Consider the following 22,665-nt stretch of genomic DNA (forward strand, 5'->3'; position numbering starts at 1 on the left):
AATGTATAAAGTACTTTTTATCAGTGCCTTTCATCCTGGGGCTAAAGGAACGATTGGTGCAGGAGAGGCAATTTGTGGCGATAATTTAAAAAGGCATATTAGGAATGGCAGTGAAGTCGATGTTATTGTAATTGCACCATCATCTCAATATGAAAACCCCGAGATAAAATCATTATGTCATACATATGAATTAATGAATGTGGGGAAAAGAGAATATTTTAATGGAGTGCGTTTTAATCTTAAACATAAATCTTTTGTAGCGCCGTGGTTTTTTACTAGAGTTAGTGAAGAGCTAGTCGATCGTGTGAAATATAAAATGTCACATAAAAAATATGATATGATTTGGCTTGATTTTCCTTCTGTCTTAGGCTTGGTAAAACATATCTCACATGATAATATCGTTTACTTTGCACATGACGTTGTGTCCCAAAGAACCAGCCGCTCTTTAACTAAACGCCCGATCAACTCAACAATCTTAAGAATTGAATCTGATCTATTTAAAAGATTAAAGTCTATAATAACAATGTCTAAAAAAGATAGTGAATTAATTCAGGCTATGAATTATAAAGGACAGGTTAGTGTTGCCGACCTTGGTATTCAAAAGGTGGGGGAGGTTTTCAATTCTGTCCCGATTGAACGTGTAGTTTCTGAGTTTGGCAAAAATAAAAATATTATCTTTTTTGGTAATATGAAACGTTCCGAAAATCATTGGTCCATAGTATGGTTTGTCTTTTTTGTTTTTTTTAAACTGATTAAGCAACAGCCAAATCTCCATCTTTGGATTTTAGGTTTAGGTCCGCGGCCAATACTTAAGATTATCGGTAAATGTGTTCCACATGTACATGTGATTGGAGCTGTATCTGATCCAACGTTGGCCTTTCAGAAGGCAGATTTAAGCGTGGCTCCATTATTATATGGTGCTGGCGTTAAAATTAAGGTTCTTCAAATGCTTGACGCTGGCGCGAGGGTCGTTGCTACAGACGTGGGGGCTGAGGGTATTCAGCAGCATGAAAATCTTTATGTGGTTGATAAATTCAGTATTGGAAATAAAATATTAGAATTGTTGGATTAGCCGAAATATGTTTTCATTTACATTAATTGTACCAACCTATAATGCTGGTGAAAGGTGGAAAGAGTGGTTTGTGGCTCTACAGAAACAAACTCTACAGCCATCTGAGCTAATTGTCATAGACTCCTCATCAATTGATAATACTAGAGAGATAGCATTCGAGTTTGACTGCAAATTAATCAAAATTCCTTCCAGTGAATTTAATCATGGTGGGACTAGAAATAGAGCGTTATCTCAAGCTAGTGACAGTGAGTTAATAGTTTTTTTAACTCAAGATGCAATTTTTGATAATGAAGATGCACTAGCTAACATGATCGAAGTATTTCAGGATCCAGACGTCGCCGCTGTTTGCGGAAGACAAATCCCGCATCTTGACGCTAATCCTTTGGCAGTACATGCCCGTAATTTTAACTACGGTTCAACATCACAAATTAAGAGTAAGTCAGATATAAAAAACTTTGGTATTAAAACCGTATTTATGTCGAATTCTTTTGCAGCTTACCGTCGTTCTGTTTTTGAAAAATTAGGCGGGTTTCCTGAGCATACGATCCTAGCTGAGGATATGTTTATGGCTGCTAAGATGATTCAAGCAGGCTACAAAGTGGCTTATTGTGGAACGGCCGTTGTGAGGCATTCTCATAATTATAGCCCGCGAGAAGAATTCCAACGATATTTTGATACGGGTGTTTTCCATGCTTGTAATCCCTGGATTCAACAGGATTTTGGCGGTGCCGGAGGGGAAGGCTCGCGTTTTGTTAAATCAGAGATTTGTTTTCTTCTTAAAAAAGCACCTTTATGGATCCCAAGAGCATTATTGACAACGTTCGCTAAGTTACTTGGTTATAAGTTAGGAAAACGCTGGCAATCACTTCCCTTACCGCTATGCCGGTTTTTAAGTATGTATAAGAGTTATTGGAATAATTTTAAACGCTCTGAATCAAAAGAGATAAGATAAATGTCAGTTCTTCCCGTAATTATGGCTGGTGGCACCGGTAGTCGCTTGTGGCCGTTGTCCCGCGAACATCATCCGAAGCAATTCCTTAGCATTGAGGGTAAATTATCAATGCTGCAGAATACCATTATGCGATTGGCTCCACTTTCAGTTGAAGCGCCGGTGGTCATTTGCAATGATAAACATCGCTTTCTTGTGGCTGAGCAGCTTCGTGCCATTGATAAACTCGCGAATAATATTATTTTGGAGCCTGTTGGGCGTAATACAGCTCCGGCCATAGCACTTGCTGCGTTTTGTTCACTCCAGAATTCCGATGGCGAAGACCCTCTCTTGTTAGTTCTTGCTGCAGATCATGTCATTCGCGACGAAGAAGCTTTTATTCAGGCCATTAAACAGGCTGAGCCTCTCGCGGAGCAAGGTAAACTTGTAACTTTCGGTATCGTTCCTACGCAGGCTGAAACTGGTTATGGTTATATACTCCGGGGCGAGGCAATTGGGGATGATGCTTTTACTGTAGCAGAGTTTGTGGAAAAACCAGATTTTGATACGGCCTGTCACTACCTTGCGTCCGGGAAGTATTACTGGAACAGTGGAATGTTTTTATTCCGAGTAAGTTCCTATTTGAACGAATTAAAAAAATTATCACCTGATATATATAGTGCCTGTGAGAAAGCTGTAGGCCATATCAATCCCGATCTTGACTTCATCCGTATTAATAAAGAGGCATTCAGTTTGTGCCCGAGTGATTCTATCGATTATGCGGTTATGGAGCATACCCATCATGCAGTAGTTGTACCTATGAGTGCTGGCTGGTCGGACGTTGGTTCCTGGTCTTCACTTTGGGATATTTCAGAAAAAGATCAGCAGCGCAATGTCTTACATGGCGACGTTTTTACACATAACAGTAAAGATAACTACATCTACTCTGAAAACTCATTTATCAGTACTGTAGGAGTAAGTAATCTTGTTATTATTCAGACTGCTGATGCTTTATTGGTTTCGAGTAAAGATTCGGTTCAAGATGTCAAAAAAATCGTAGATTATCTGAAAAATAACAACAGAACCGAATATAAGCAACATTTAGAAGTTTTCCGCCCTTGGGGAAAATATAACGTAATTGATAGCGGTGACAATTATTTGGTCAAACGAATAAGTGTTAAGCCCGGTGAAAAATTTGTCGCGCAGATGCATCAGCATCGAGCAGAACACTGGATAGTGGTATCTGGAACCGCCCGCGTTACTAAGGGGGAGCAGACATTTATCGTGTCGGAGAACGAGTCAACATTTATACCACTTAACACTATTCATGCGCTAGAAAACCCAGGGGTTGTCCCATTGGAGCTAATTGAAATCCAATCAGGTACCTATCTTGGTGAGGATGATATTATTCGTTTAGAGCAGCGTTCAGGATTTCTGGAGGAAGGGACTGATGAACACAGTTTGTAATAGCCACGATGTAATTAACACCTCAGGTATCGCTTTTGGAACCAGTGGTGCTCGTGGTCTGGTGACCGATTTTACACCGACCGTATGCGCTGCTTTCACCGTTTCGTTTGTGGCTGTTATGCAGCAACGTTTTTCTTTCGATGCAATAGCGCTGGCAATAGACAATCGACCAAGCAGCTATGCTATGGCCCAGGCTTGTGCCGCAGCATTGGCCGATAAAGGCATCAATGCGATTTTCTACGGTGTTATTCCAACACCAGCCTTAGCGCTTCAGTCTATGGCAGATAAAATTCCAGCGATTATGGTGACAGGTAGCCACATACCTTTTGATCGTAATGGATTGAAGTTCTACCGTCCTGATGGCGAAATTACAAAAGCTGATGAGCTAGCAATTCTGAATACTCAAGCTACATGTAATCAACTAGTGCTTGAAGAATTGTCTGTTTCACCAGTTGCTGCTGAAAATTACATTTCACGCTATCTTTCTCTGTTCCCTACACCGTTTTTGAAGAGAAAGCGTATTGGTATTTATGAGCACTCAAGTGCTGGGCGCGATCTTTATAAACCTTTATTTAAAGCTTTAGGTGCTGAAGTTATCAGTCTGGATCGGAGTGATAGCTTCGTACCTATAGATACTGAAGCGGTAAGCGAAAAGGATAGAGCGAAAGCACTTAAATGGGTAAAGGATTTTGAATTGGATGCCATCTTTTCTACTGACGGAGATGGAGATCGACCTTTAATTTCTGATGAGAAAGGGCAGTGGTTGAGAGGGGATATTTTAGGACTGTTGTGTTCGCTTGCCTTATCTGTAGATGCTGTTGCTATTCCTGTGAGTTGTAATAGTGTCATATCTTCCGGTCATTACTTTAAACATGTAGAACTTACTAAGATTGGTTCACCCTATGTTATAGCTGCGTTTTCTGAATTATCGCAGAGCTATGACCGTATTGCCGGGTTTGAAGCTAACGGAGGTTTCTTATTAGGAAGTGATGTCACTATTAATGGTGAAGTTTTATCAGCATTGCCGACTCGTGATGCACTATTACCAGCGATTATGCTTCTTTACAGTAGTAGAGAGAAAAATATTAGCAGTCTTGTTGAACAACTTCCCCGCAGGTACACCCATTCTGACCGATTACAGAATATCTGCTTTGAAAAGAGCCGAAAACTAATTGATATGGGAGCTGTAAATCAGCAATCATTGCTCAATAGTATTGGTTTACAAGATGAAATAGCTGTCTCTGTAGATATCACTGATGGGATAAGAATTACGCTTGGTAGTGGGAGTATTGTGCATTTACGACCTTCAGGGAATGCACCTGAGTTGCGTTGTTATGCCGAGGCGAATTCATTGGTAATTGCTCAAGATATTGTAGAAACTGTTCTGGTTCGTATCAGGGATGAAAGCTAAGATTTTCTAAATTTATCTCGAAGCATGTTCAAAAGAACAGTGATTTTATCTTGTTTTTTATACCCATTTAGAGGGTGAGGGTTAAATGGATAATATTGATAATAAGTATAATCCACAGTTGTGTAAGCTTTTTTTAGCCATATCTGATTTGGTCTTTTTTAATGTGGCGCTATGGCTGTCATTAGGTTGTGTATATTTAATTTTTGATGAAGTTCAGCGTTTTGTTCCACAAGAACAGCTGGATACACGATTTATCTCCCACTTCATTTTATCTATAGTATGTGTGGGATGGTTTTGGATTCGATTACGGCATTATACGTATCGCAAGCCATTCTGGTATGAGTTGAAAGAAATTTTTCGTACCATTGTTATTTTTGCTGTATTTGACCTGGCTTTAAGCGCCTTTTCTAAGTGGCAATTTTCACGGTATGTCTGGGTTTTTTGCTGGACATTTGCGCTTGTATTGGTGCCATTCTTCCGTGTACTTACAAAGCATTTGCTTAACAAACTTGGAATCTGGAAGAAGAAAACCATCATTCTCGGAAGTGGCCAAAATGCACTCGGAGCATACAGTGCTCTTCAGAGTGAAGAGATGATGGGATTTGATGTTGTTGCTTTCTTTGATACTGATGCAATTCATTCTGAGATTAATGGGTTACCAATAATAAAAGAAGATAAAGAAATCTGGAGTTTGAATCGTACAGGTGATATTCATTATATTCTTGCCTATGAATATACTGAGTTAGATAAAACACAATTTTGGCTTCGTGAGTTATCAAAGCATCATTGCCGATCAGTAACTGTGGTTCCTTCTTTTCGCGGATTGCCATTGTATAATACAGATATGTCCTTTATTTTTAGCCATGAAGTTATGCTGTTAAGGATACAGAACAATCTTGCAAAGCGTACCTCCCGTTTCCTTAAACGAACATTTGACATCGTTTGTTCAATATTAATTCTATTAGTGGCATCACCCCTTATGATTTATCTTTGGTATAAAGTTACCCGAGATGGAGGTCCAGCGATTTACGGCCATCAACGCGTAGGGCGGAATGGTAAATTATTTCCGTGTTATAAATTTCGTTCAATGGTGATGAATTCGCAAGAAGTATTGAAAGATCTTCTGGATAAAGATCCCGATGCGAGAGCTGAGTGGGAAAAAGATTTTAAACTTAAAAATGATCCTCGCATTACTCCTGTTGGGCGTTTTATTCGAAAAACAAGTCTTGATGAATTACCCCAACTGTTCAATGTATTAAAAGGTGAGATGAGTTTGGTTGGGCCACGCCCAATCATTTCGGATGAACTTGAACGGTATTGTGATGATGTTGACTATTATTTGATGGCAAAACCAGGAATGACAGGTCTGTGGCAAGTTAGTGGTCGCAATGATGTGGACTATGAAACGCGTGTGTATTTTGACTCCTGGTATGTCAAGAACTGGACACTCTGGAATGATATTGCCATTTTGTTTAAGACAGTGAAGGTTGTTTTACATCGAGACGGCGCGTATTGAGTCTCGTTAGACATGGCTGATTACTACCCAAAAGGAAGCACTGGTACATCAATTACTACCTTCCTGCCTTGCCTCTGAGTTAACATGCTATTCACTTAAGCCCCCGGAGTTTGTCCCGGTGGGTAACCACACCTGACAGGAGTATGTAATGTCCAAGCAACAGATCGGCGTCGTCGGTATGGCAGTGATGGGGCGCAACCTGGCGCTCAACATCGAAAGCCGTGGTTATACCGTCTCCGTTTTCAACCGCTCCCGTGAAAAAACCGAAGAAGTGATTGCCGAGAACCCAGGCAAGAAACTGGTGCCTTACTACACGGTAAAAGAGTTTGTTGAATCCCTCGAAACGCCTCGTCGTATCCTGTTAATGGTGAAAGCGGGAGCAGGTACAGACGCTGCCATTGATTCCCTGAAGCCGTATCTGGACAAAGGCGATATCATTATTGATGGCGGTAACACCTTCTTCCAGGACACCATTCGTCGTAATCGTGAACTGTCGGCCGAAGGCTTTAACTTCATCGGTACCGGCGTGTCCGGTGGTGAAGAGGGCGCACTGAAAGGGCCTTCTATCATGCCTGGTGGCCAGAAAGAGGCTTACGAACTGGTCGCGCCAATTCTGACCAAAATCGCAGCTGTTGCCGAAGATGGTGAGCCATGTGTAACCTATATTGGCGCCGATGGTGCGGGCCACTATGTGAAGATGGTCCACAACGGTATTGAATACGGTGACATGCAGTTGATTGCTGAAGCCTACTCTCTGCTGAAAGGTGGTTTGAACCTGTCTAACGAAGAGCTGGCGACCACCTTCACCGAGTGGAACGAAGGTGAATTAAGCAGCTACCTGATTGACATCACCAAAGATATCTTCACTAAAAAGGATGAAGACGGTAAATATTTGGTTGATGTGATCCTGGATGAAGCGGCGAACAAAGGTACCGGTAAATGGACCAGCCAAAGTTCTCTGGATCTTGGGGAACCCCTGTCTCTGATCACTGAGTCTGTATTCGCTCGTTACATCTCCTCCCTTAAAGACCAGCGTGTTGCTGCATCTAAAGTGCTGTCTGGTCCGCAGGCTAAACTGGCTGGTGATAAAGCAGAGTTCGTTGAGAAAGTACGTCGCGCTCTGTACCTGGGCAAAATCGTCTCCTATGCGCAGGGTTTCTCTCAACTGCGCGCTGCGTCTGACGAGTACAACTGGGATCTGAATTACGGTGAAATCGCGAAGATCTTCCGCGCAGGCTGTATCATTCGCGCTCAGTTCCTGCAGAAGATCACCGATGCTTATGCTGAAAACAAAGGCATCGCAAATCTGCTGTTGACTCCTTACTTCAAAAACATCGCTGACGAATATCAGCAGGCGCTGCGTGATGTAGTGGCTTATGCTGTGCAGAATGGTATCCCGGTACCGACGTTCTCTGCCGCCGTAGCATACTATGACAGCTACCGTTCTGCGGTATTGCCGGCGAACCTGATTCAGGCTCAGCGTGACTACTTCGGTGCACACACCTATAAACGCACTGATAAAGAAGGTGTGTTCCACACCGAATGGCTGGATTAATCTGATTTAACCCAACCGTAAATGCAGGCCCGGAGCGCTCCTCCGGGCTTTTTTATGGGCAAAAAACGGCATTCGGCTTGGTCTGATAGGCCTTACAGTTATAAATCACGATATAATGATTGCATGCTGATCCGATACGACAACGTTGGGTCTAACGATGGTGACACGTTCACCCTTAAATGTTTAACCGGAAGAAGTTGCAGAGCGAATGAAGATAACTATCTCAGGAACAGGTTACGTAGGCCTGTCGAACGGCATTCTGATCGCCCAGCACCATGAAGTGGTTGCCCTGGATATCGTTCAGTCTAAAGTCGACATGCTGAATCAGAAAAAATCGCCGATTGTTGATAAAGAGATCGAAGAGTATCTGGCCACGAAACCGCTGAATTTCCGTGCGACAACCGATAAGAATGATGCTTACCGCGATGCTGACTACGTTATTATCGCCACCCCGACTGATTACGACCCGAAAACCAACTACTTCAACACCTCCAGTGTGGAATCAGTAATCCGCGATGTTGTTGAAATTAATCCAAATGCAGTGATGGTCATAAAATCTACCATTCCGGTGGGCTTTACGAATTCCATTAAGGAGCAGTTGGGTATCGACAATATCTTTTTTTCGCCGGAGTTTTTGCGTGAAGGCCGTGCGCTATACGACAACCTGCATCCGTCTCGTATCGTAATTGGTGAGCGTTCCGAGCGCGCCGAGCGTTTTGCTGCACTGCTACAGGAAGGGGCCGTGAAGAAAGATATTCCGACCCTGTTTACCGACTCTACCGAAGCCGAAGCTATTAAGCTTTTCGCCAACACTTATCTTGCGCTGCGCGTAGCCTATTTTAACGAGCTGGACAGCTATGCAGAGAGTCTGGGGCTGAATTCGCGTCAGATTATTGAAGGAGTATGCTTGGATCCGCGTATCGGCAACCATTACAACAACCCATCATTCGGTTACGGTGGCTACTGCCTGCCGAAAGATACTAAGCAGTTGTTGGCTAACTATGCTTCAGTACCGAATAATATTATTGGCGCGATTGTTGATGCTAACCGTACGCGTAAAGATTTTATTGCTGACTCTATCCTCGCCCGTAAGCCGAAGGTGGTAGGGGTGTATCGCCTGATTATGAAGAGTGGTTCTGATAACTTCCGTGCATCTTCCATTCAGGGAATAATGAAACGGATTAAAGCTAAGGGTGTGCCCGTTATTATTTATGAACCCGTCATGAAAGAGGATGAGTTCTTCCGTTCTCGAGTGATACGTGACTTAGATGCCTTTAAGAATGAAGCAGATATTATTATTTCTAACCGTATGACGCCGGAACTGGATGATGTCGCCGAAAAGGTGTACACGCGAGATCTGTTTGGCAATGATTAAATATCGTTTCTGTAAAAAAGGCCTTTTGAAAGGCCTTTTATTACATTAAACCAGACTGCAATTATACTTTGTAGAAATCACGATACCAGTCAACAAAGTTTTTCACGCCATTTTTAACTGTTGTTTCGGGTTTAAAACCAATAATCTCATACAGTGCTTTAGTATCTGCGCTGGTTTCCAGTACGTCGCCAGGCTGTAGTGGCAGCATATTTTTAGCGGCTTCAATACCAAGGGCATCTTCCAGTGCCTTGATGTAATCCATCAGTTCAACTGGTGAACTATTTCCAATATTGTATACGCGATAGGGCGCAATGCTTGTTGCCGGGGTTCCGGTCTCAACGGTCCATTGTGCGTCAACCTGCGGAATGATGTCCTGCAAGCGAATAATTGCCTCTGCGATATCATCAATATAGGTAAAATCACGCTTCATTTTTCCGAAGTTATACACGTCAATACTTTTACCTTCGAGCATTGCTTTGGTGAACTTAAAGAGCGCCATATCAGGGCGACCCCATGGACCGTATACAGTAAAGAAGCGCAGGCCTGTTGTAGGTAGTCCGTACAGGTGCGAATACGTGTGTGCCATTAGTTCATTAGCTTTTTTGGTCGCGGCATACAGAGAAACGGGATGGTCGACCGAATCATCCGTAGAAAAAGGCATTTTGCGGTTCAGGCCGTATACTGAACTGGAGGAGGCATAGAGCAAATGTTGTACTTTATTATGCCGACAACCTTCAAGCACGTTCAGAAAGCCAGTAAGGTTAGAGTCAGCATAGGCGTGCGGGTTTTCGAGCGAATAACGTACGCCAGCCTGTGCGGCAAGATGTATTACACGGTCAAAATGCTCGCTTGAAAAAAGCTCAGCCATCGTGTCCCGATCGGCTAAATCAATTTTATGAAAATTGAAACCGGGTTGCGCCAGTAAATCCAGACGAGCTTGTTTAAGGTTCACGTCGTAATAGTCGTTAAGATTATCAGTACCGACGACTTGGTGGCCTGCCTTCAGGAGGCGCTTGCTAACGTGGAAGCCGATAAAACCAGCGGCTCCCGTAACCAGAAATTTCATTTTTTGTTCCTCTTTCAGGCTAAATTATAGCCAGGTGCCAGCAGGCACCACAAAACAAGAATGATACCGTTAGATGGCAAGAAAGATAATCGTTAAGTGTCATTACGCCAACCTCTGTTTTGGTGATGAAAAACATATTCATGACGTGAATTTGTTGATTAATCAGATTATTCCTCAATAACGGGCATCTGAACGTTGATGTTAATGATTTCCTGAGTAACTTTTTCTGTGATGATTAAAATACCAATCAAAATCCTGTAAACAATCTGCGATTTTTATCAATAATCCTATGGCATTACCCGTATATATGACTACACTATTTCCAGTTTCGGTTTTTCCTCATTTAGGGTATTTATGTCTGTGGGCGATAACAACACATCCGGGCGCAGTAACGATCCGGAACAGATTGATTTGATTGATTTAGTAGTGCAGTTGTGGCGTGGCAAAGTGACGATTATTGTTTGTGTGATTGTTGCGGTTGCGCTGGCGGCTGGCTATCTGATGATTGCTAAAGAAAAATGGACTTCGACAGCAATTATTACTCAGCCGGATGTTGGTCAGATTGCGACCTACAATAACGCATTCAACGTTATATATGGTAACAGTGCGCCAAAAGTAACAGATCTTCAGATGGATGTGGTTGGTCGTTTTAGTACGTCTTTCTCTGCGTTAGCCGAAACACTCGATAACCAGGAAAAACCAGAAAAATTGACCATTGAGCCGTCGGTTAAAGGTCAGCAGCTGCCGCTGGCGGTTTCTTATGTAGGTAATTCAGCAGAAAATGCGCAGCGTCAGCTGTCTGAATACATTCAACAAACTGATGAAAAAGTTGCTAAAGAGCTTGAACTCGACTTGGCTGATAACATCAAGTTGCAAACGACTACGCTTGAAGACTCTTTGAAAACTCAGGAAGTGGTTGCTCAGGAGCAAAAAGAATTGCGAATTAAGCAAATCCAGGAAGCATTGCGCTATGCCGAACAGGCGAATGTAACCAAGCCGCAGCTCCAGCAAACTCAGGATGTTACTCAGGACAGTATGTTCCTTCTGGGTAGTGAAGCCCTGAAATCGATGATTGAGCATGAGTCTACACGTCCCCTGGTGTTCTCTGACAGCTACTTTCAGACCAAACAAAAGCTCTTGGATATCGAGAATCTGAAGCTTGAGGGGGCAGAGATGCACTCCTACCGTTATGTGATGAAACCAAGCTTACCTGTGCGTCGTGATAGTCCGAAAAAAGCAATTACTCTGGTTCTGGCAGTACTGCTGGGTGGGATGATTGGTGCGGGTGTGGTTCTTGGTCGCAACGCTCTGCGTAGTTACAACGCAAAAGCGCAGTAAGTCATCATTTATTTACTGCAAAAGAAAAACCGGGCGTTGCCCGGTTTTTTTGTGTCTGCAGATTACTGATGACGTTTACGTAAATTCTCAATCACCGTGGTCAGATCGAGATCCTGGTCCTGCAACAGAACCAACAGGTGATACATCAGGTCTGATGCTTCATTGGTCAGTTCGAAACGATCATGCACCGTCGCGGCCAATGCGGTCTCGACACCTTCTTCACCGACCTTCTGGGCAATTCGTTTAGTGCCACTTGCATAAAGCTTCGCGGTGTAAGAGCTGGCAGGATCCGCCGTTTTACGTTCAGCAAGCAGTTGTTCAAGTTGATACAGGAAAAGCCACTGATGGCTTGCTTCACCAAAACAACTGCTGGTGCCTTTATGGCAGGTTGGTCCAACTGGATTGACCAGCACCAACAGGGTGTCGTTATCGCAATCGGGTGTAATGCTGACAACATTGAGAAAGTTGCCAGAGGTTTCACCTTTGGTCCACAAACGCTGTTTGGTGCGCGAGAAAAAAGTCACTTTCCCGCTTTCGAGGGTTTTCTCCAGCGCCTCCAGGTTCATATAGCCGAGCATCAATACTTCCCCGGATACCGCATGTTGCACAATGACCGGCATCAGTCCGTCGGTTTTTTCCCAGTCAAGTTCCCGGCTTTGTTGCTTCGTTAGCATATCCTGATCTCCACGCCCTGTGTCGCCAGGTACGTTTTTAATTCACCAATATTAATTATCTGTTTGTGGAAGACGGAAGCCGCGAGTGCGCCGTCGACATCTGCATCTCTGAATGCCTCGAGGAAGTGTTCCATCGTTCCTGCACCACCAGAGGCGATCAGTGGAACATGGCAAACCTCGCGCACCTTTTTTAGCTGCTCCAGATCGTAGCCGTTACGAACACCGTCCTGGTTCATCATATTGAGGACGATTTCGCCTGCCCCGAGTTTTTGCACTTCTTTTACCCAGTCGAGAGTTTCCCACTGGGTGACGCGGGTACGGTTTTCATCACCGGTATATTGATTGACGTGATATTTTCCGGTTTCTGTGTCATGCCAGGTATCAACACCTACCACAATGCACTGCACACCAAAACGGTCAGCCAGGCGGGTAATCAGCGTCGGGTCGGCCAGCGCAGGGGAATTGATTGAGATTTTGTCTGCACCAAAGGTGAGTATTTTGGCTGCGTCTTCCGCCGACTTAATGCCGCCAGCAACACAGAACGGAATGTCTATCACTTCTGCCACACGTGAAACCCAGCTCTTATCAACCACACGGCCATCGCTGGAAGCAGTGATATCGTAGAACACCAGTTCATCCGCACCTTCATCGGCATAACGTTTTGCCAGCGGCACGATGTCGCCAATGATTTCGTGATTGCGAAACTGGACGCCTTTTACAACCTGTCCATCGCGAACGTCCAGACAAGGAATTATGCGTTTTGCCAGCATTGGATGGCCTCCTCAACGGTGAATTTACCTTCCAGCAGAGCACGGCCGACGATCACGCCGCGAACGCCTGTCCCGCGCAGAGCGGCCACATCTTCAATATCACCAATACCGCCAGAGGACTGAAATGCCACCTGCGGGTATCTGGTGCAGACCTCTTCATAAAGCGAGACGTTTGAGCCTGCCAGCGTGCCATCGCGGGAGATATCTGTACACAGCACATGCTTCAGGCCAACGGGTAAATAGGTCTCAACCAGTTCTTCCAGCGAAACGCCGGAGTCTTCCTGCCAGCCGCTGACCGCTACCTGTTTGTTGCCCTGGGCATCAATACGCACATCGAGTGCCAGTACCAGCGCATCGGCGCCAAAGCGGGTGAACCAGCCTTTAACCATCTCTGGTGATTTTACCGCTGTGGATCCGATAACCACACGCGCAACACCCGCGTCCAGCAGGGCTGCAACGTCCTCTTCAGTGCGCACGCCGCCGCCAACCTGTACCGGAACGTTTACGCCAGCGACCAGCGTTTTAATCAGCGGTATTTGTCGTTTCAACGGATCCTTTGCACCGGTCAAATCCACCAGGTGCAAAACCTGCGCACCTTGCGCGGCGTAGTCTTGTAGACGCGGTAAGGGATCGTTGCCGTAATCGCGCTGTTGCGCGTAATCGCCCTGATGGAGGCGTACAACCGTGCCGTCGATTAAATCTAATGCCGGAATAATCATCACATCTCCAGAAAGTTTTTCAGCAACTGCGCCCCTGCGGAACCCGAACGTTCAGGGTGAAACTGCACGCCGAAGAAATTGTCTTTTTGTACTGCAGCGGTAAACGGTTCGCCATAGTTGCACTGAGCGATGGTCCACGGATTCACCGGCATGGCGTAGCTGTGCACAAAATAAAAATATGCGCCGTCCTCAATGCCCTGAAACAGACGGTTCCCGGCCTGCGGATACACGCGGTTCCAGCCCATATGCGGTAGTGGCAGGCCAAAATCGGTCATTTTGGGCACGTCCTGCTCAATAATGCCCAACAGGTCGACACCGTTACTTTCTTCGCTGCGGCGACCGAGAAGTTGCATGCCCAGGCAAATCCCTAACACAGGTTGTGTACAGGCTTTGATCAGCTCTATCAGTTCTCGTTCTTGTAACTGATCCATTGCCGACTGCGCGGTGCCAACACCGGGCAGAAAGAGTTTATCGGCGCGCAGTACAACATCGGCGTCACGACTGACAATAGGATCGTATCCATGACGCGCCACGGCGGATTTCACCGAGTTCAGGTTGGCGCAACCGGTATCGAGGATCACCACATTCATCACAGCACTCCTTTTGAGGAGGGAAGCGTGTCGCCTTCCACGCGAATCGCCTGACGCAGCGTGCGACCAAATGCTTTGAACAAGCTTTCCACGCGGTGGTGGTCATTTTTGCCTTTGGTTTTCAGATGTAGCGTGACACCCATGGTGTAAGAGAGTGAACGGAAAAAGTGTTCAATCATCTCCGTGCTCAGATCGCCGACGCGCTGATAGGTAAATTCAGCCCGGTATTCCAGGTGAGGGCGCCCGGAAATATCCAGCGCACAGCGTGCCAGACACTCGTCCATCGGCAGTACAAAACCAAAACGGTTGATTCCGCGTTTATCGCCCAGAGCCAGCTTTAAGGCTTCGCCCAGCGCCAGACCGGTATCTTCCACCGTGTGGTGATCGTCGATATACAGATCGCCTTTGACGGTAATTTCCATGCAAAAACCGCCGTGGGTCGAAATTTGATCCAGCATGTGGTCAAAGAAACCAACGCCGGTATTGATTTTGCTGCGACCCTCGCGGTCCAGCCAGACTTTGACGTCAATCTGTGTTTCTTTGGTATTACGCTCAACGTGAGCGTAACGATCGCGTCGGGTTAGCTGTTCGGCAATTATCGACCAGTTCAGGGTTTCACGGTTATAGCGTAATCCGGTAATTCCCATGTTTTCAGCAAGCTGAATATCGGTCGCCCGATCGCCAATGACGTAGCTGTTCGCGGCGTCCAGCGCTTGCTCAACCAGGTACTGTTCGACCAGCTTCACTTTTGGCTTACGGCAATCGCATTCATCCGCTGGCAGATGCGGACAGATCAATACTTCATCAAATACCACCCCCTGAGAGGTGAATATCTGCATCATCAGGTTGTGCGGGCCGTCAAAATCTACCTGCGGGAAACTTTGCGTTCCCAGGCCATCCTGGTTGGTTATCATCACCAGCTTATAACCTGCCTTTTGCAGTTTCAGTAGCGCAGGGACAACCTCCGGCTCAAAAGCGAGCTTGTCAAAGCGATCAACCTGAAAGTCACTTGGCGGTTCAGAAATCAGGGTTCCATCACGGTCAATAAAAAGATACTTCTGGCTCATACTTGCTCCGCACGTAAGGCGTCAATGACGCGCTGGCTCTCTTCACGGGTTCCGACAGTAATACGCAGGCAGCCGCTTAACGAAGGTTGTTTGTTCTGGTCTCGTAAGATAATGCCCTGATCCCACAGAGATTTAAACACAGAACTGGAGGCGGTAAAGCGGGCCAGAATATAGTTGGTTTCAGAGGTGAAAACCTGCTCCACGCAGGGGATTGTTTTCAGGTTATCGACCAGATACTGGCGCTCTTGCAGGATCTGCGTCACCCGTTTACGCATGGCTGAAATCCCTTGTGGCGTCAGTGCCTGGGCGGCGATGTCTGCCACTGGGGTAGAAAGCGGGTAGGGTGCAATCACTTTCAGCAGCAGGTTGATAATTTCTTCATTAGCCAGCGTAAATCCGCAGCGCAAGCCTGCAAGGGCAAACGCTTTGGAAAGCGTGCGCAGGACCACCAGGTTCGGATATTCAGAAAGCCAGCCTGCCAGCGTTGCCTGCGGACAAAACTCAATATAGGCTTCATCGGCGACCACGATGGCTTTCCCCTGCGTCATGTCGAGCAGTGAGCGCAGGTCCTGTGGGTTGATCAACTGACCTGTTGGATTATTCGGGCTGCAAACGTAGACAACCTTTACACCATCAAGCTTCTCAGCTATGCCCTGTAAATCCAGTTGCCAGTCGTCAAGAGTAGGGACGGTGCGGCATTCAACGCCGATGGTTTCGGCGCTGACGCTGTACATGCCATAGGTTGGCGGGCAGTAGAGAATCGCATCTTTGCCGGGTTCACAAAATGCGCGGATCAACAGCTCAATACCTTCGTCTGCCCCACGACTGACCAGTACCTGCTGTGGTTTCACGTCTGCGTACTGTGCGTAGTTCTCGATCACCGCTTTCGGCTGACATTCCGGATAGCGGTTTAGCGTCTGCTGGCTTAACTGGAAATCAACAGCGGTCGGAAACTCATTAGCATTCAGCCAGACATCGCCATTACCGCCCAGACGGCGGGCGGACTGATAGGGCGTCAGCTCACGAACATTTTTACGGGCTAAATCGGTAACGCTGAGAATGTTATCAGTACTCATGCTTGCTCCTTCAGGGCGTTAACACGCAGGGTGACGGCATTTTTGTGGGCGGTCAGTCGCTCAGCGGCGGCCAGCGTTTCAATCGTAGAGGCCAGGGCTGAGAAACCTTGCGGTGATAATTCCTGTACGGTCATCCGTTTCTGGAAATCAGCCAGCCCAAGACTTGAGCAGGTTGCCGTATAGCCATAGGTTGGCAGGACGTGGTTGGTACCTGAAGCGTAATCACCCGCCGATTCCGGCGACCAGTCACCGAGAAATACCGAACCGGCACTGGTGATGTCATCAACCAGTTCCCGCGCGTTACGGGTCTGAATAATCAAATGTTCCGGACCGTACTGATTAGAGATGGCGATGCATTGCTGCAAATCTTTAGTCACAATCAGGCGACTGGCGCTTAACGCCTGACGAGCGGTTTCCGCGCGAGGCAGTTCAGCAAGCTGGCGTTCTACCGCTTCAGCGACACGGCGTGCGATATCAGCATCCGGCGTCAGCAGGATCACCTGAGAGTCCGGTCCGTGTTCGGCCTGAGAAAGTAAGTCAGAGGCTACGAAATCCGGTGTTGCGCCGCTGTCGGCAATCACCAGCACTTCTGACGGGCCCGCAGGCATATCGATTGCCGCACCGTCCAGACGCTGGCTGATCTGACGTTTGGCCTCGGTCACAAAGGCATTACCGGGGCCGAAAATTTTGTCCACTTTCGGTACAGATTCGCTACCAAACGCCAGCGCGGCGATGGCCTGCGCGCCTCCGACGTTAAACACGTCCTGTACCCCGCATAACTGCGCCGCATACAAAATTTCATCGGCAATAGGCGGCGGGGAACACAGCACTACTTTTTTGCACCCTGCAATACGAGCCGGAGTGGCAAGCATTAATACCGTAGAGAAGAGCGGTGCAGACCCTCCGGGAATATACAGGCCAACAGAGTTCACCGGACGGGTCACCTGCTGGCAGCGCACGCCGGGCTGCGTTTCGATATCTACTGGTGGCAGTTTTTGCGCATTATGGAAAGTTTCGATGTTGTTTACCGCCACAGCCATGGCCTGCTTGAGGTCATCACTCAGGCGTGCGCTGGCGGCGGCAATGTCTTCGGCGCTGACTTTCAGCGCACTGACCGTGGTTTTATCAAACTTTGCGCTGTATACGCGCAGTGCCGTATCACCACGTGATTTGACGTTATCCAGAATGTCGCTGACGGTACGGGTGATGCTGTCTGAGGCGGAAATTGCCGGGCGCATCAGTAATTCGCGTTGCTGCTCGGGGCTACAGCTATTCCAGTCAATGATTGTGCTAAAGCTCATGGCGATTACTCCATCATCTTCTCAATCGGCAGTACCAGAATCGAGCTGGCACCGAGCGCTTTCAGTTTTTCCATGGTTTCCCAGAACAGGGTTTCGCTGCTGACCATGTGCATTGCCACGCGCTGCTGATCGCCCGCCAGCGGCAGAATGGTTGGGCGTTCAGCACCCGGAAGCAGAGCGATGACATCTTCCAGACGTTCGCTTGGAGCGTGCATCATGATGTACTTGGATTCGCGGGCCTGGATAACACCCTGAATGCGGGTCAGTAATTTATCAATCAGCTGTTGCTTGGCTTCAGCCATCTCGCCATCGCGTTGAATCAGGCAGGCTTTGGAACGGTAAATGACCTCCACTTCACGCAGGCCGTTGGCTTCCAGTGTGGCGCCAGTTGAAACCAGATCACAGATAGCATCGGCCAGTCCGGCACGCGGCGCGACTTCAACAGAACCGTTTAACAGACAGGATTTAAACGAGACGCCTTTTTGATCGAGGTAGCGTTTGAGCAGGTGCGGATAAGAGGTCGCGATACGTTTGCCATCCAGCGCTGACGGGCCGTCCCATGCTTCGTCAACGGGGGTAGCCAGCGAGAGACGGCAGCCGCCGAAGTCCAGTCGACGCAGTGTAAAGTAGCGTGGATCTTCGCCCTGTGCCCGTCGGTTGAGCAGTTCCTCTTCCAGAACGTTTTCACCAATGATGCCAAGATCCACGACGCCATCCATTACCAGACCCGGGATATCGTCATCACGCACGCGGAGAATATCAATCGGCATATTCTCTGCCATCGCAATCAGGCGCTGGGTGTGAAGATTAATTTTAATGCCACAGCGGGCCAGTAATTCGCGTGAATCATCGCTTAAACGGCCTGATTTCTGCATAGCTATGCGTAAACGGGTGTTGTCTAACATTCTCTGTTCCTCGTTATCCTGTCTGAATCGGTCTGGGTTGCGCGCCAAAAAAAAAGCCCCCGGAAGAATTCTTCCGGGGGCTCTCTCATACGCTCATGCACCACTGGAAGATTTAAATGTCTCCCAGCACACATCGCCTGAAAGACTAGTCAGGATGATGGTGGTGATGGTGTTTAAATTGAGCGCGTGTCATAAAATTTCTCGATGAATGCTTATTCATTTGATGTCTTTTAACCTAAACCACTTCAGCCACGGAAAGCAAGGGCTTTTTTTGATCATTAATTCATTTCATATTGATACTATGAATTGTCAGCCACCGTGGGCTGGCGTAGCCTTGAGTTATAGGCCAAAAGTCAGGAGAGAAGGCATGAAAAAGGTCGCAATTGTCGGGTTAGGTTGGTTAGGCATGCCGTTAGCCATGTCGCTGGCGGCGAGAGGCTGGCAGGTCACCGGCAGCAAAACCACTTTGGATGGTGTAGAAGCGGCCCGAATGAGCGGTATTGAGAGCTACTCGTTACGCCTGGAGCCTGAACTGGTCTGTGAGCCAGATGATCTTGATGCGTTAATGGACGCCGATGCGCTGGTGATTACGCTGCCCGCGCGCCGGAGCGGTCCTGGTGAGGATTTTTATCTGCAGGCGATGCAGGAACTGGTCGACAGTGCGCTGGCGTATCGTATTCCGCGGATTATTTTTACCAGCTCTACGTCGGTCTATGGCGATGTACAGGGGATGGTAAAAGAGGGCTCGCCGCGTAATCCGGTTACGGCAAGCGGTCGCGTTCTGAAAGAACTGGAAGACTGGCTGCACAACCTGCCGGGGACCTCGGTCGATATTCTGCGTCTGGCCGGGTTAGTTGGACCGGGAAGACACCCTGGCCGTTTTTTTGCGGGTAAAACGGCTCCTGACGGACAACACGGGGTTAATCTGGTGCATCTGGATGATGTTGTTTCGGCAATCACCTTGTTGTTACAGGCACCTAAGGGGGGACACATCTATAATATATGTGCGCCTATGCATCCTGCACGTAATGTGTTCTATACCCAGATGGCTCGTTTGTTGGGTATGGAGCCGCCAACTTTCCGGGACAGTGTGGATAACGGTAAAGGTAAAGTCATTGATGGCAACCGCATTTGTAATGAGCTTGGGTTCGAGTACCAGTATCCTGATCCGCTGGTGATGCCGATGGAATGACAGACCAGCAGAGTGCCGCTGTATACCGCCAGGGGGCGAGTATGAAACCACTGCTGGACGTTCTGATCATCCTTGATGCGTTAGAGAAAGAGGGAAGCTTCGCGGCGGCGTCGGCAAAATTGTTTAAGACGCCGTCGGCGCTGAGCTATACCGTCCATAAGCTGGAGAGCGACCTCAATATTCAGTTGCTGGATCGTAGCGGACATCGGGCGAAATTTACCCGTACCGGTCAGATGCTGCTGGAAAAGGGGAGGGAGGTACTGCACACCGTCCGCGAACTTGAAAAACAGGCGATCAAACTGCATGAGGGTTGGGAAAACCAACTGGTTATCGGTGTGGATGATACGTTTCCCTTTTCGCTTCTTGCCCCGCTCATCGAATCTTTTTACCAACATCACAGTGTGACTCGCCTTAAATTTATTAACGGCGTGCTGGGAGGCTCCTGGGATGCTCTTACCCAGGGGCGGGCAGATATTATAGTCGGTGCGATGCACGAACCGCCCTCGGCAAGCGAATTCGGTTTTGCGCGTTTAGGCGATCTTGAGCAGGTTTTTGTGGTCGCTCCCCATCATCCGTTGGCGCAGGAAGAAGAACCATTGAATCGCCGAACCATCAAACGGTATCGCGCTATCGTTGTGGGAGATAATGATAATGCGCATTCTGCGAATTCGTCCGGAACTCAGTTATTTGATGATCAGGAAGCTATTACTGTTTTCGATTTTAAGACCAAGCTGGAATTGCAAATTAGTGGCCTGGGGTGTGGCTATATGCCGCGTTATCTGGCACAGCGATTTTTGGACAGTGGCGCGCTTATTGAGAAGAAAGTGGTCGCGCAAATTATGTTTGAGCCGGTGTGGATTGGCTGGAATGAACAGACCTCTGGATTAGCAAGCGTCTGGTGGCGGGATGAGATTTTAGCAAATAGTGCTATTGCGGGTGTCTATGTAAAAACGGTTGCCGATAAATCAAACAGTTAAGAAAAAATATTATTATACAGTAGCCTCATTCTCTTGTTATTTCTCCCCACTTTAGTGCAAAATACGCCGCTTGCAAAAAATGACATTAACCGACGTTTTAATACGCGTCGGTTATTTTTTTGCATCAAACCAATCATTCATAAAAGAGGCCGGGCTTCGTACCGGATAGATACTTACTAAAAACCGACAGTTGTTGTCGCTGAGGAATCCATAAAAATGGGGCAATTTTTTGCTTACGCGACGGTGTTCACCGTAAAGGGGAATGACCATGTCGCATAACGTTACTCCAAACACCTCTCGCGTGGAATTACGTAAAACGCTTACGTTGGTTCCGGTTGTTATGATGGGCCTTGCCTATATGCAGCCGATGACGCTGTTCGATACATTTGGTATCGTTTCGGGCCTCACAGACGGTCACGTGCCGACGGCATATGCCTTCGCCCTGGTCGCCATTCTGTTTACAGCGCTGAGCTACGGGAAGCTGGTACGTCGTTACCCTTCTGCTGGCTCTGCGTACACCTATGCCCAGAAATCTATTAGTCCTACTGTAGGTTTTATGGTGGGTTGGTCTTCTCTGCTCGATTACCTGTTCGCGCCGATGATCAACATTCTGCTGGCAAAAATTTACTTTGAAGCCCTCGTGCCTTCGATTCCGTCGTGGGTATTTGTTATCGCCCTGGTGGCGTTTATGACGGCATTCAACCTGCGTAGTCTCAAATCCGTCGCTAACTTCAATACCGTGATTGTGGTGTTGCAGGTTGTGCTGATTGCGGTCATTTTGGGCATGGTGGTTTACGGTGTATTTGAGGGCGAAGGTGCTGGTACGCTGGTGAGTTCCCGTCCATTCTGGTCAGGCGATGCGCACGTTATTCCGATGATCACCGGTGCGACGATTCTGTGCTTCTCCTTTACAGGATTTGACGGCATCAGCAACCTGTCGGAAGAAACCAAAGATGCCGAGCGCGTAATTCCACGTGCTATCTTCCTGACCGCGCTGATTGGTGGCCTGATCTTTATTGTCTCCACCTATCTGTTGCAGCTGTACTTCCCGGATATCTCGCGCTTCAAGGACCCGGATGCTTCGCAGCCAGAAATTATGCTGTATGTAGCTGGTAAGTTCTTCCAGGTTGGCGCACTGATTTTCTCCACCATTACCGTACTGGCATCCGGTATGGCGGCGCATGCAGGCGTAGCGCGTCTGATGTATGTGATGGGGCGTGACGGTGTCTTCCCGAAAAGTTTCTTCGGTTATGTGCACCCGAAATGGCGTACTCCGTCCATGAACATCATTCTGGTTGGGGCGATTGCCCTGCTGGCAATCAACTTTGACCTGGTGATGGCAACGGCGCTGATTAACTTTGGTGCGCTGGTGGCGTTTACCTTCGTTAATCTGTCGGTGATCTCCCAGTTCTGGATCCGTGAGAAGCGCAACAAGACGCTGAAAGACCACTTCCAGTACCTGTTCCTGCCGATGTGCGGTGCGCTGACCGTTGGTGCGCTGTGGGTGAACCTGGAAGAGAGCTCTATGGTTCTGGGTCTGATCTGGGCTGGTATTGGTCTGATTTACCTGGCTTGCGTGACCAAAAGTTTCCGCAACCCGGTACCGCAGTACGAAGATGTTGCATAACAACTGACTTTTCTGCGCCGGTTTGCCCGGCGCATAATT

General features: G+C 47.4%; 21 protein-coding genes, 1 pseudogene and 1 other annotated feature. Of the genes and pseudogenes, 12 read left to right on the top strand and 10 right to left on the bottom strand.

Annotated elements, in window-relative coordinates; genetic code table 11:
- Position 1 precedes the first annotated feature (1 nt).
- The 7 genes from OGY01_RS04255 (at position 2) to ugd (ending at position 9,324) form a co-directional block, all read left to right on the top strand.
- Complete coding sequence (locus OGY01_RS04255; RefSeq protein ID WP_045444628.1) at positions 2–1,072, top strand: glycosyltransferase; 1,071 nt, start codon at positions 2–4, stop codon at positions 1,070–1,072.
- Positions 1,073–1,079: 7 nt separating this feature from the next.
- Positions 1,080–2,024 carry a glycosyltransferase family 2 protein gene (locus OGY01_RS04260; protein ID WP_286492491.1) on the top strand — a complete coding sequence of 315 codons (945 nt, stop codon included), beginning with the start codon at positions 1,080–1,082 and terminating at the stop codon, positions 2,022–2,024.
- Positions 2,025–3,467 (top strand): mannose-1-phosphate guanylyltransferase/mannose-6-phosphate isomerase, encoded by a 1,443-nt coding sequence (locus tag OGY01_RS04265; protein WP_045444622.1) that lies wholly within the window; start codon positions 2,025–2,027, stop codon positions 3,465–3,467. It abuts the gene before it with no gap.
- Entirely contained in the window at positions 3,451–4,878 is a 1,428-nt protein-coding gene (locus tag OGY01_RS04270) for a phosphomannomutase (RefSeq protein WP_048221121.1), read from the top strand. The genes OGY01_RS04265 and OGY01_RS04270 overlap by 17 nt, the downstream gene beginning before the upstream one ends.
- 85 nt (positions 4,879–4,963) lie before the next feature.
- Complete coding sequence (locus OGY01_RS04275) at positions 4,964–6,394, top strand: undecaprenyl-phosphate galactose phosphotransferase (protein WP_286492492.1); 1,431 nt, start codon at positions 4,964–4,966, stop codon at positions 6,392–6,394.
- 148 nt (positions 6,395–6,542) lie between these two features.
- Complete coding sequence (gnd, locus tag OGY01_RS04280) at positions 6,543–7,949, top strand: NADP-dependent phosphogluconate dehydrogenase (protein WP_286492493.1); 1,407 nt, start codon at positions 6,543–6,545, stop codon at positions 7,947–7,949.
- A gap of 208 nt (positions 7,950–8,157) precedes the next feature.
- A complete protein-coding gene (gene ugd, locus OGY01_RS04285) occupies positions 8,158–9,324 on the top strand; it encodes a UDP-glucose 6-dehydrogenase (protein ID WP_045444610.1) in 1,167 nt (388 codons plus the stop codon).
- Between the two features lie 61 nt (positions 9,325–9,385).
- On the opposite strand, the gene OGY01_RS04290 is transcribed toward ugd, so the two are convergent.
- A complete protein-coding gene (locus tag OGY01_RS04290) occupies positions 9,386–10,390 on the bottom strand; it encodes an NAD-dependent epimerase (protein WP_045444607.1) in 1,005 nt (334 codons plus the stop codon).
- A 354-nt stretch (positions 10,391–10,744) separates the two neighbouring features.
- Between OGY01_RS04290 and wzzB the strand changes: the two genes are divergently transcribed.
- Positions 10,745–11,728, top strand: a complete 984-nt coding sequence (gene wzzB / locus OGY01_RS04295; RefSeq protein ID WP_045444604.1) for an LPS O-antigen chain length determinant protein WzzB — start codon at positions 10,745–10,747, stop codon at positions 11,726–11,728.
- Between the two features lie 62 nt (positions 11,729–11,790).
- On the opposite strand, the gene hisIE is transcribed toward wzzB, so the two are convergent.
- The 9 genes from hisIE to hisL all read right to left on the bottom strand — a co-directional run bounded on the left by hisIE (position 11,791) and on the right by hisL (position 19,023).
- On the bottom strand, positions 11,791–12,402 hold the full coding sequence (gene hisIE / locus OGY01_RS04300) for a bifunctional phosphoribosyl-AMP cyclohydrolase/phosphoribosyl-ATP diphosphatase HisIE (protein ID WP_200013263.1): 612 nt from the start codon (positions 12,400–12,402) through the stop codon (positions 11,791–11,793).
- Positions 12,396–13,172 carry an imidazole glycerol phosphate synthase subunit HisF gene (hisF, locus tag OGY01_RS04305; RefSeq protein ID WP_286492494.1) on the bottom strand — a complete coding sequence of 259 codons (777 nt, stop codon included), beginning with the start codon at positions 13,170–13,172 and terminating at the stop codon, positions 12,396–12,398. Before hisF ends, hisIE begins: the two co-directional genes overlap by 7 nt.
- Positions 13,154–13,891, bottom strand: coding sequence for a 1-(5-phosphoribosyl)-5-[(5-phosphoribosylamino)methylideneamino]imidazole-4-carboxamide isomerase (gene hisA / locus OGY01_RS04310; RefSeq protein ID WP_045444597.1), 738 nt, complete (start codon positions 13,889–13,891; stop codon positions 13,154–13,156). Before hisA ends, hisF begins: the two co-directional genes overlap by 19 nt.
- On the bottom strand, positions 13,891–14,481 hold the full coding sequence (hisH, locus tag OGY01_RS04315) for an imidazole glycerol phosphate synthase subunit HisH (RefSeq protein WP_048221125.1): 591 nt from the start codon (positions 14,479–14,481) through the stop codon (positions 13,891–13,893). The genes hisA and hisH overlap by 1 nt, the downstream gene beginning before the upstream one ends.
- On the bottom strand, positions 14,481–15,548 hold the full coding sequence (gene hisB / locus OGY01_RS04320; protein WP_048221127.1) for a bifunctional histidinol-phosphatase/imidazoleglycerol-phosphate dehydratase HisB: 1,068 nt from the start codon (positions 15,546–15,548) through the stop codon (positions 14,481–14,483). The genes hisH and hisB overlap by 1 nt, the downstream gene beginning before the upstream one ends.
- Entirely contained in the window at positions 15,545–16,624 is a 1,080-nt protein-coding gene (hisC, locus tag OGY01_RS04325; protein ID WP_286492496.1) for a histidinol-phosphate transaminase, read from the bottom strand. Before hisC ends, hisB begins: the two co-directional genes overlap by 4 nt.
- Entirely contained in the window at positions 16,621–17,925 is a 1,305-nt protein-coding gene (gene hisD / locus OGY01_RS04330; protein WP_286492498.1) for a histidinol dehydrogenase, read from the bottom strand. The genes hisC and hisD overlap by 4 nt, the downstream gene beginning before the upstream one ends.
- Before the next feature lie 5 nt (positions 17,926–17,930).
- The gene (gene hisG / locus OGY01_RS04335) at positions 17,931–18,830 is read right to left on the bottom strand and encodes an ATP phosphoribosyltransferase (protein WP_045444584.1); all 900 of its coding nucleotides are present in this window, start codon (positions 18,828–18,830) and stop codon (positions 17,931–17,933) included.
- A gap of 47 nt (positions 18,831–18,877) precedes the next feature.
- Positions 18,878–19,000, bottom strand: a sequence feature (His leader region).
- Positions 18,976–19,023 (bottom strand): his operon leader peptide, encoded by a 48-nt coding sequence (hisL, locus tag OGY01_RS04340; protein ID WP_100250077.1) that lies wholly within the window; start codon positions 19,021–19,023, stop codon positions 18,976–18,978. It overlaps the preceding feature by 25 nt.
- A 174-nt stretch (positions 19,024–19,197) precedes the next feature.
- Between hisL and OGY01_RS04345 the strand changes: the two genes are divergently transcribed.
- The 4 genes and pseudogenes from OGY01_RS04345 to plaP all read left to right on the top strand — a co-directional run bounded on the left by OGY01_RS04345 (position 19,198) and on the right by plaP (position 22,626).
- Positions 19,198–20,022, top strand: a complete 825-nt coding sequence (locus tag OGY01_RS04345) for an SDR family oxidoreductase (protein ID WP_286492499.1) — start codon at positions 19,198–19,200, stop codon at positions 20,020–20,022.
- Positions 20,023–20,063: 41 nt separating this feature from the next.
- Positions 20,064–21,054, top strand: a pseudogene (locus tag OGY01_RS04350) (LysR substrate-binding domain-containing protein).
- Between the two features lie 161 nt (positions 21,055–21,215).
- Positions 21,216–21,278, top strand: a complete 63-nt coding sequence (gene yoeI / locus OGY01_RS04355; RefSeq protein ID WP_101706264.1) for a membrane protein YoeI — start codon at positions 21,216–21,218, stop codon at positions 21,276–21,278.
- Positions 21,268–22,626, top strand: a complete 1,359-nt coding sequence (gene plaP / locus OGY01_RS04360; protein WP_045444576.1) for a putrescine/proton symporter PlaP — start codon at positions 21,268–21,270, stop codon at positions 22,624–22,626. Before yoeI ends, plaP begins: the two co-directional genes overlap by 11 nt.
- Positions 22,627–22,665 lie beyond the last annotated feature (39 nt).

The sequence above is a fragment of the Citrobacter sp. Cm038 genome, assembly GCF_030333105.1.
Lineage (GTDB): Bacteria > Pseudomonadota > Gammaproteobacteria > Enterobacterales > Enterobacteriaceae > Citrobacter > Citrobacter murliniae.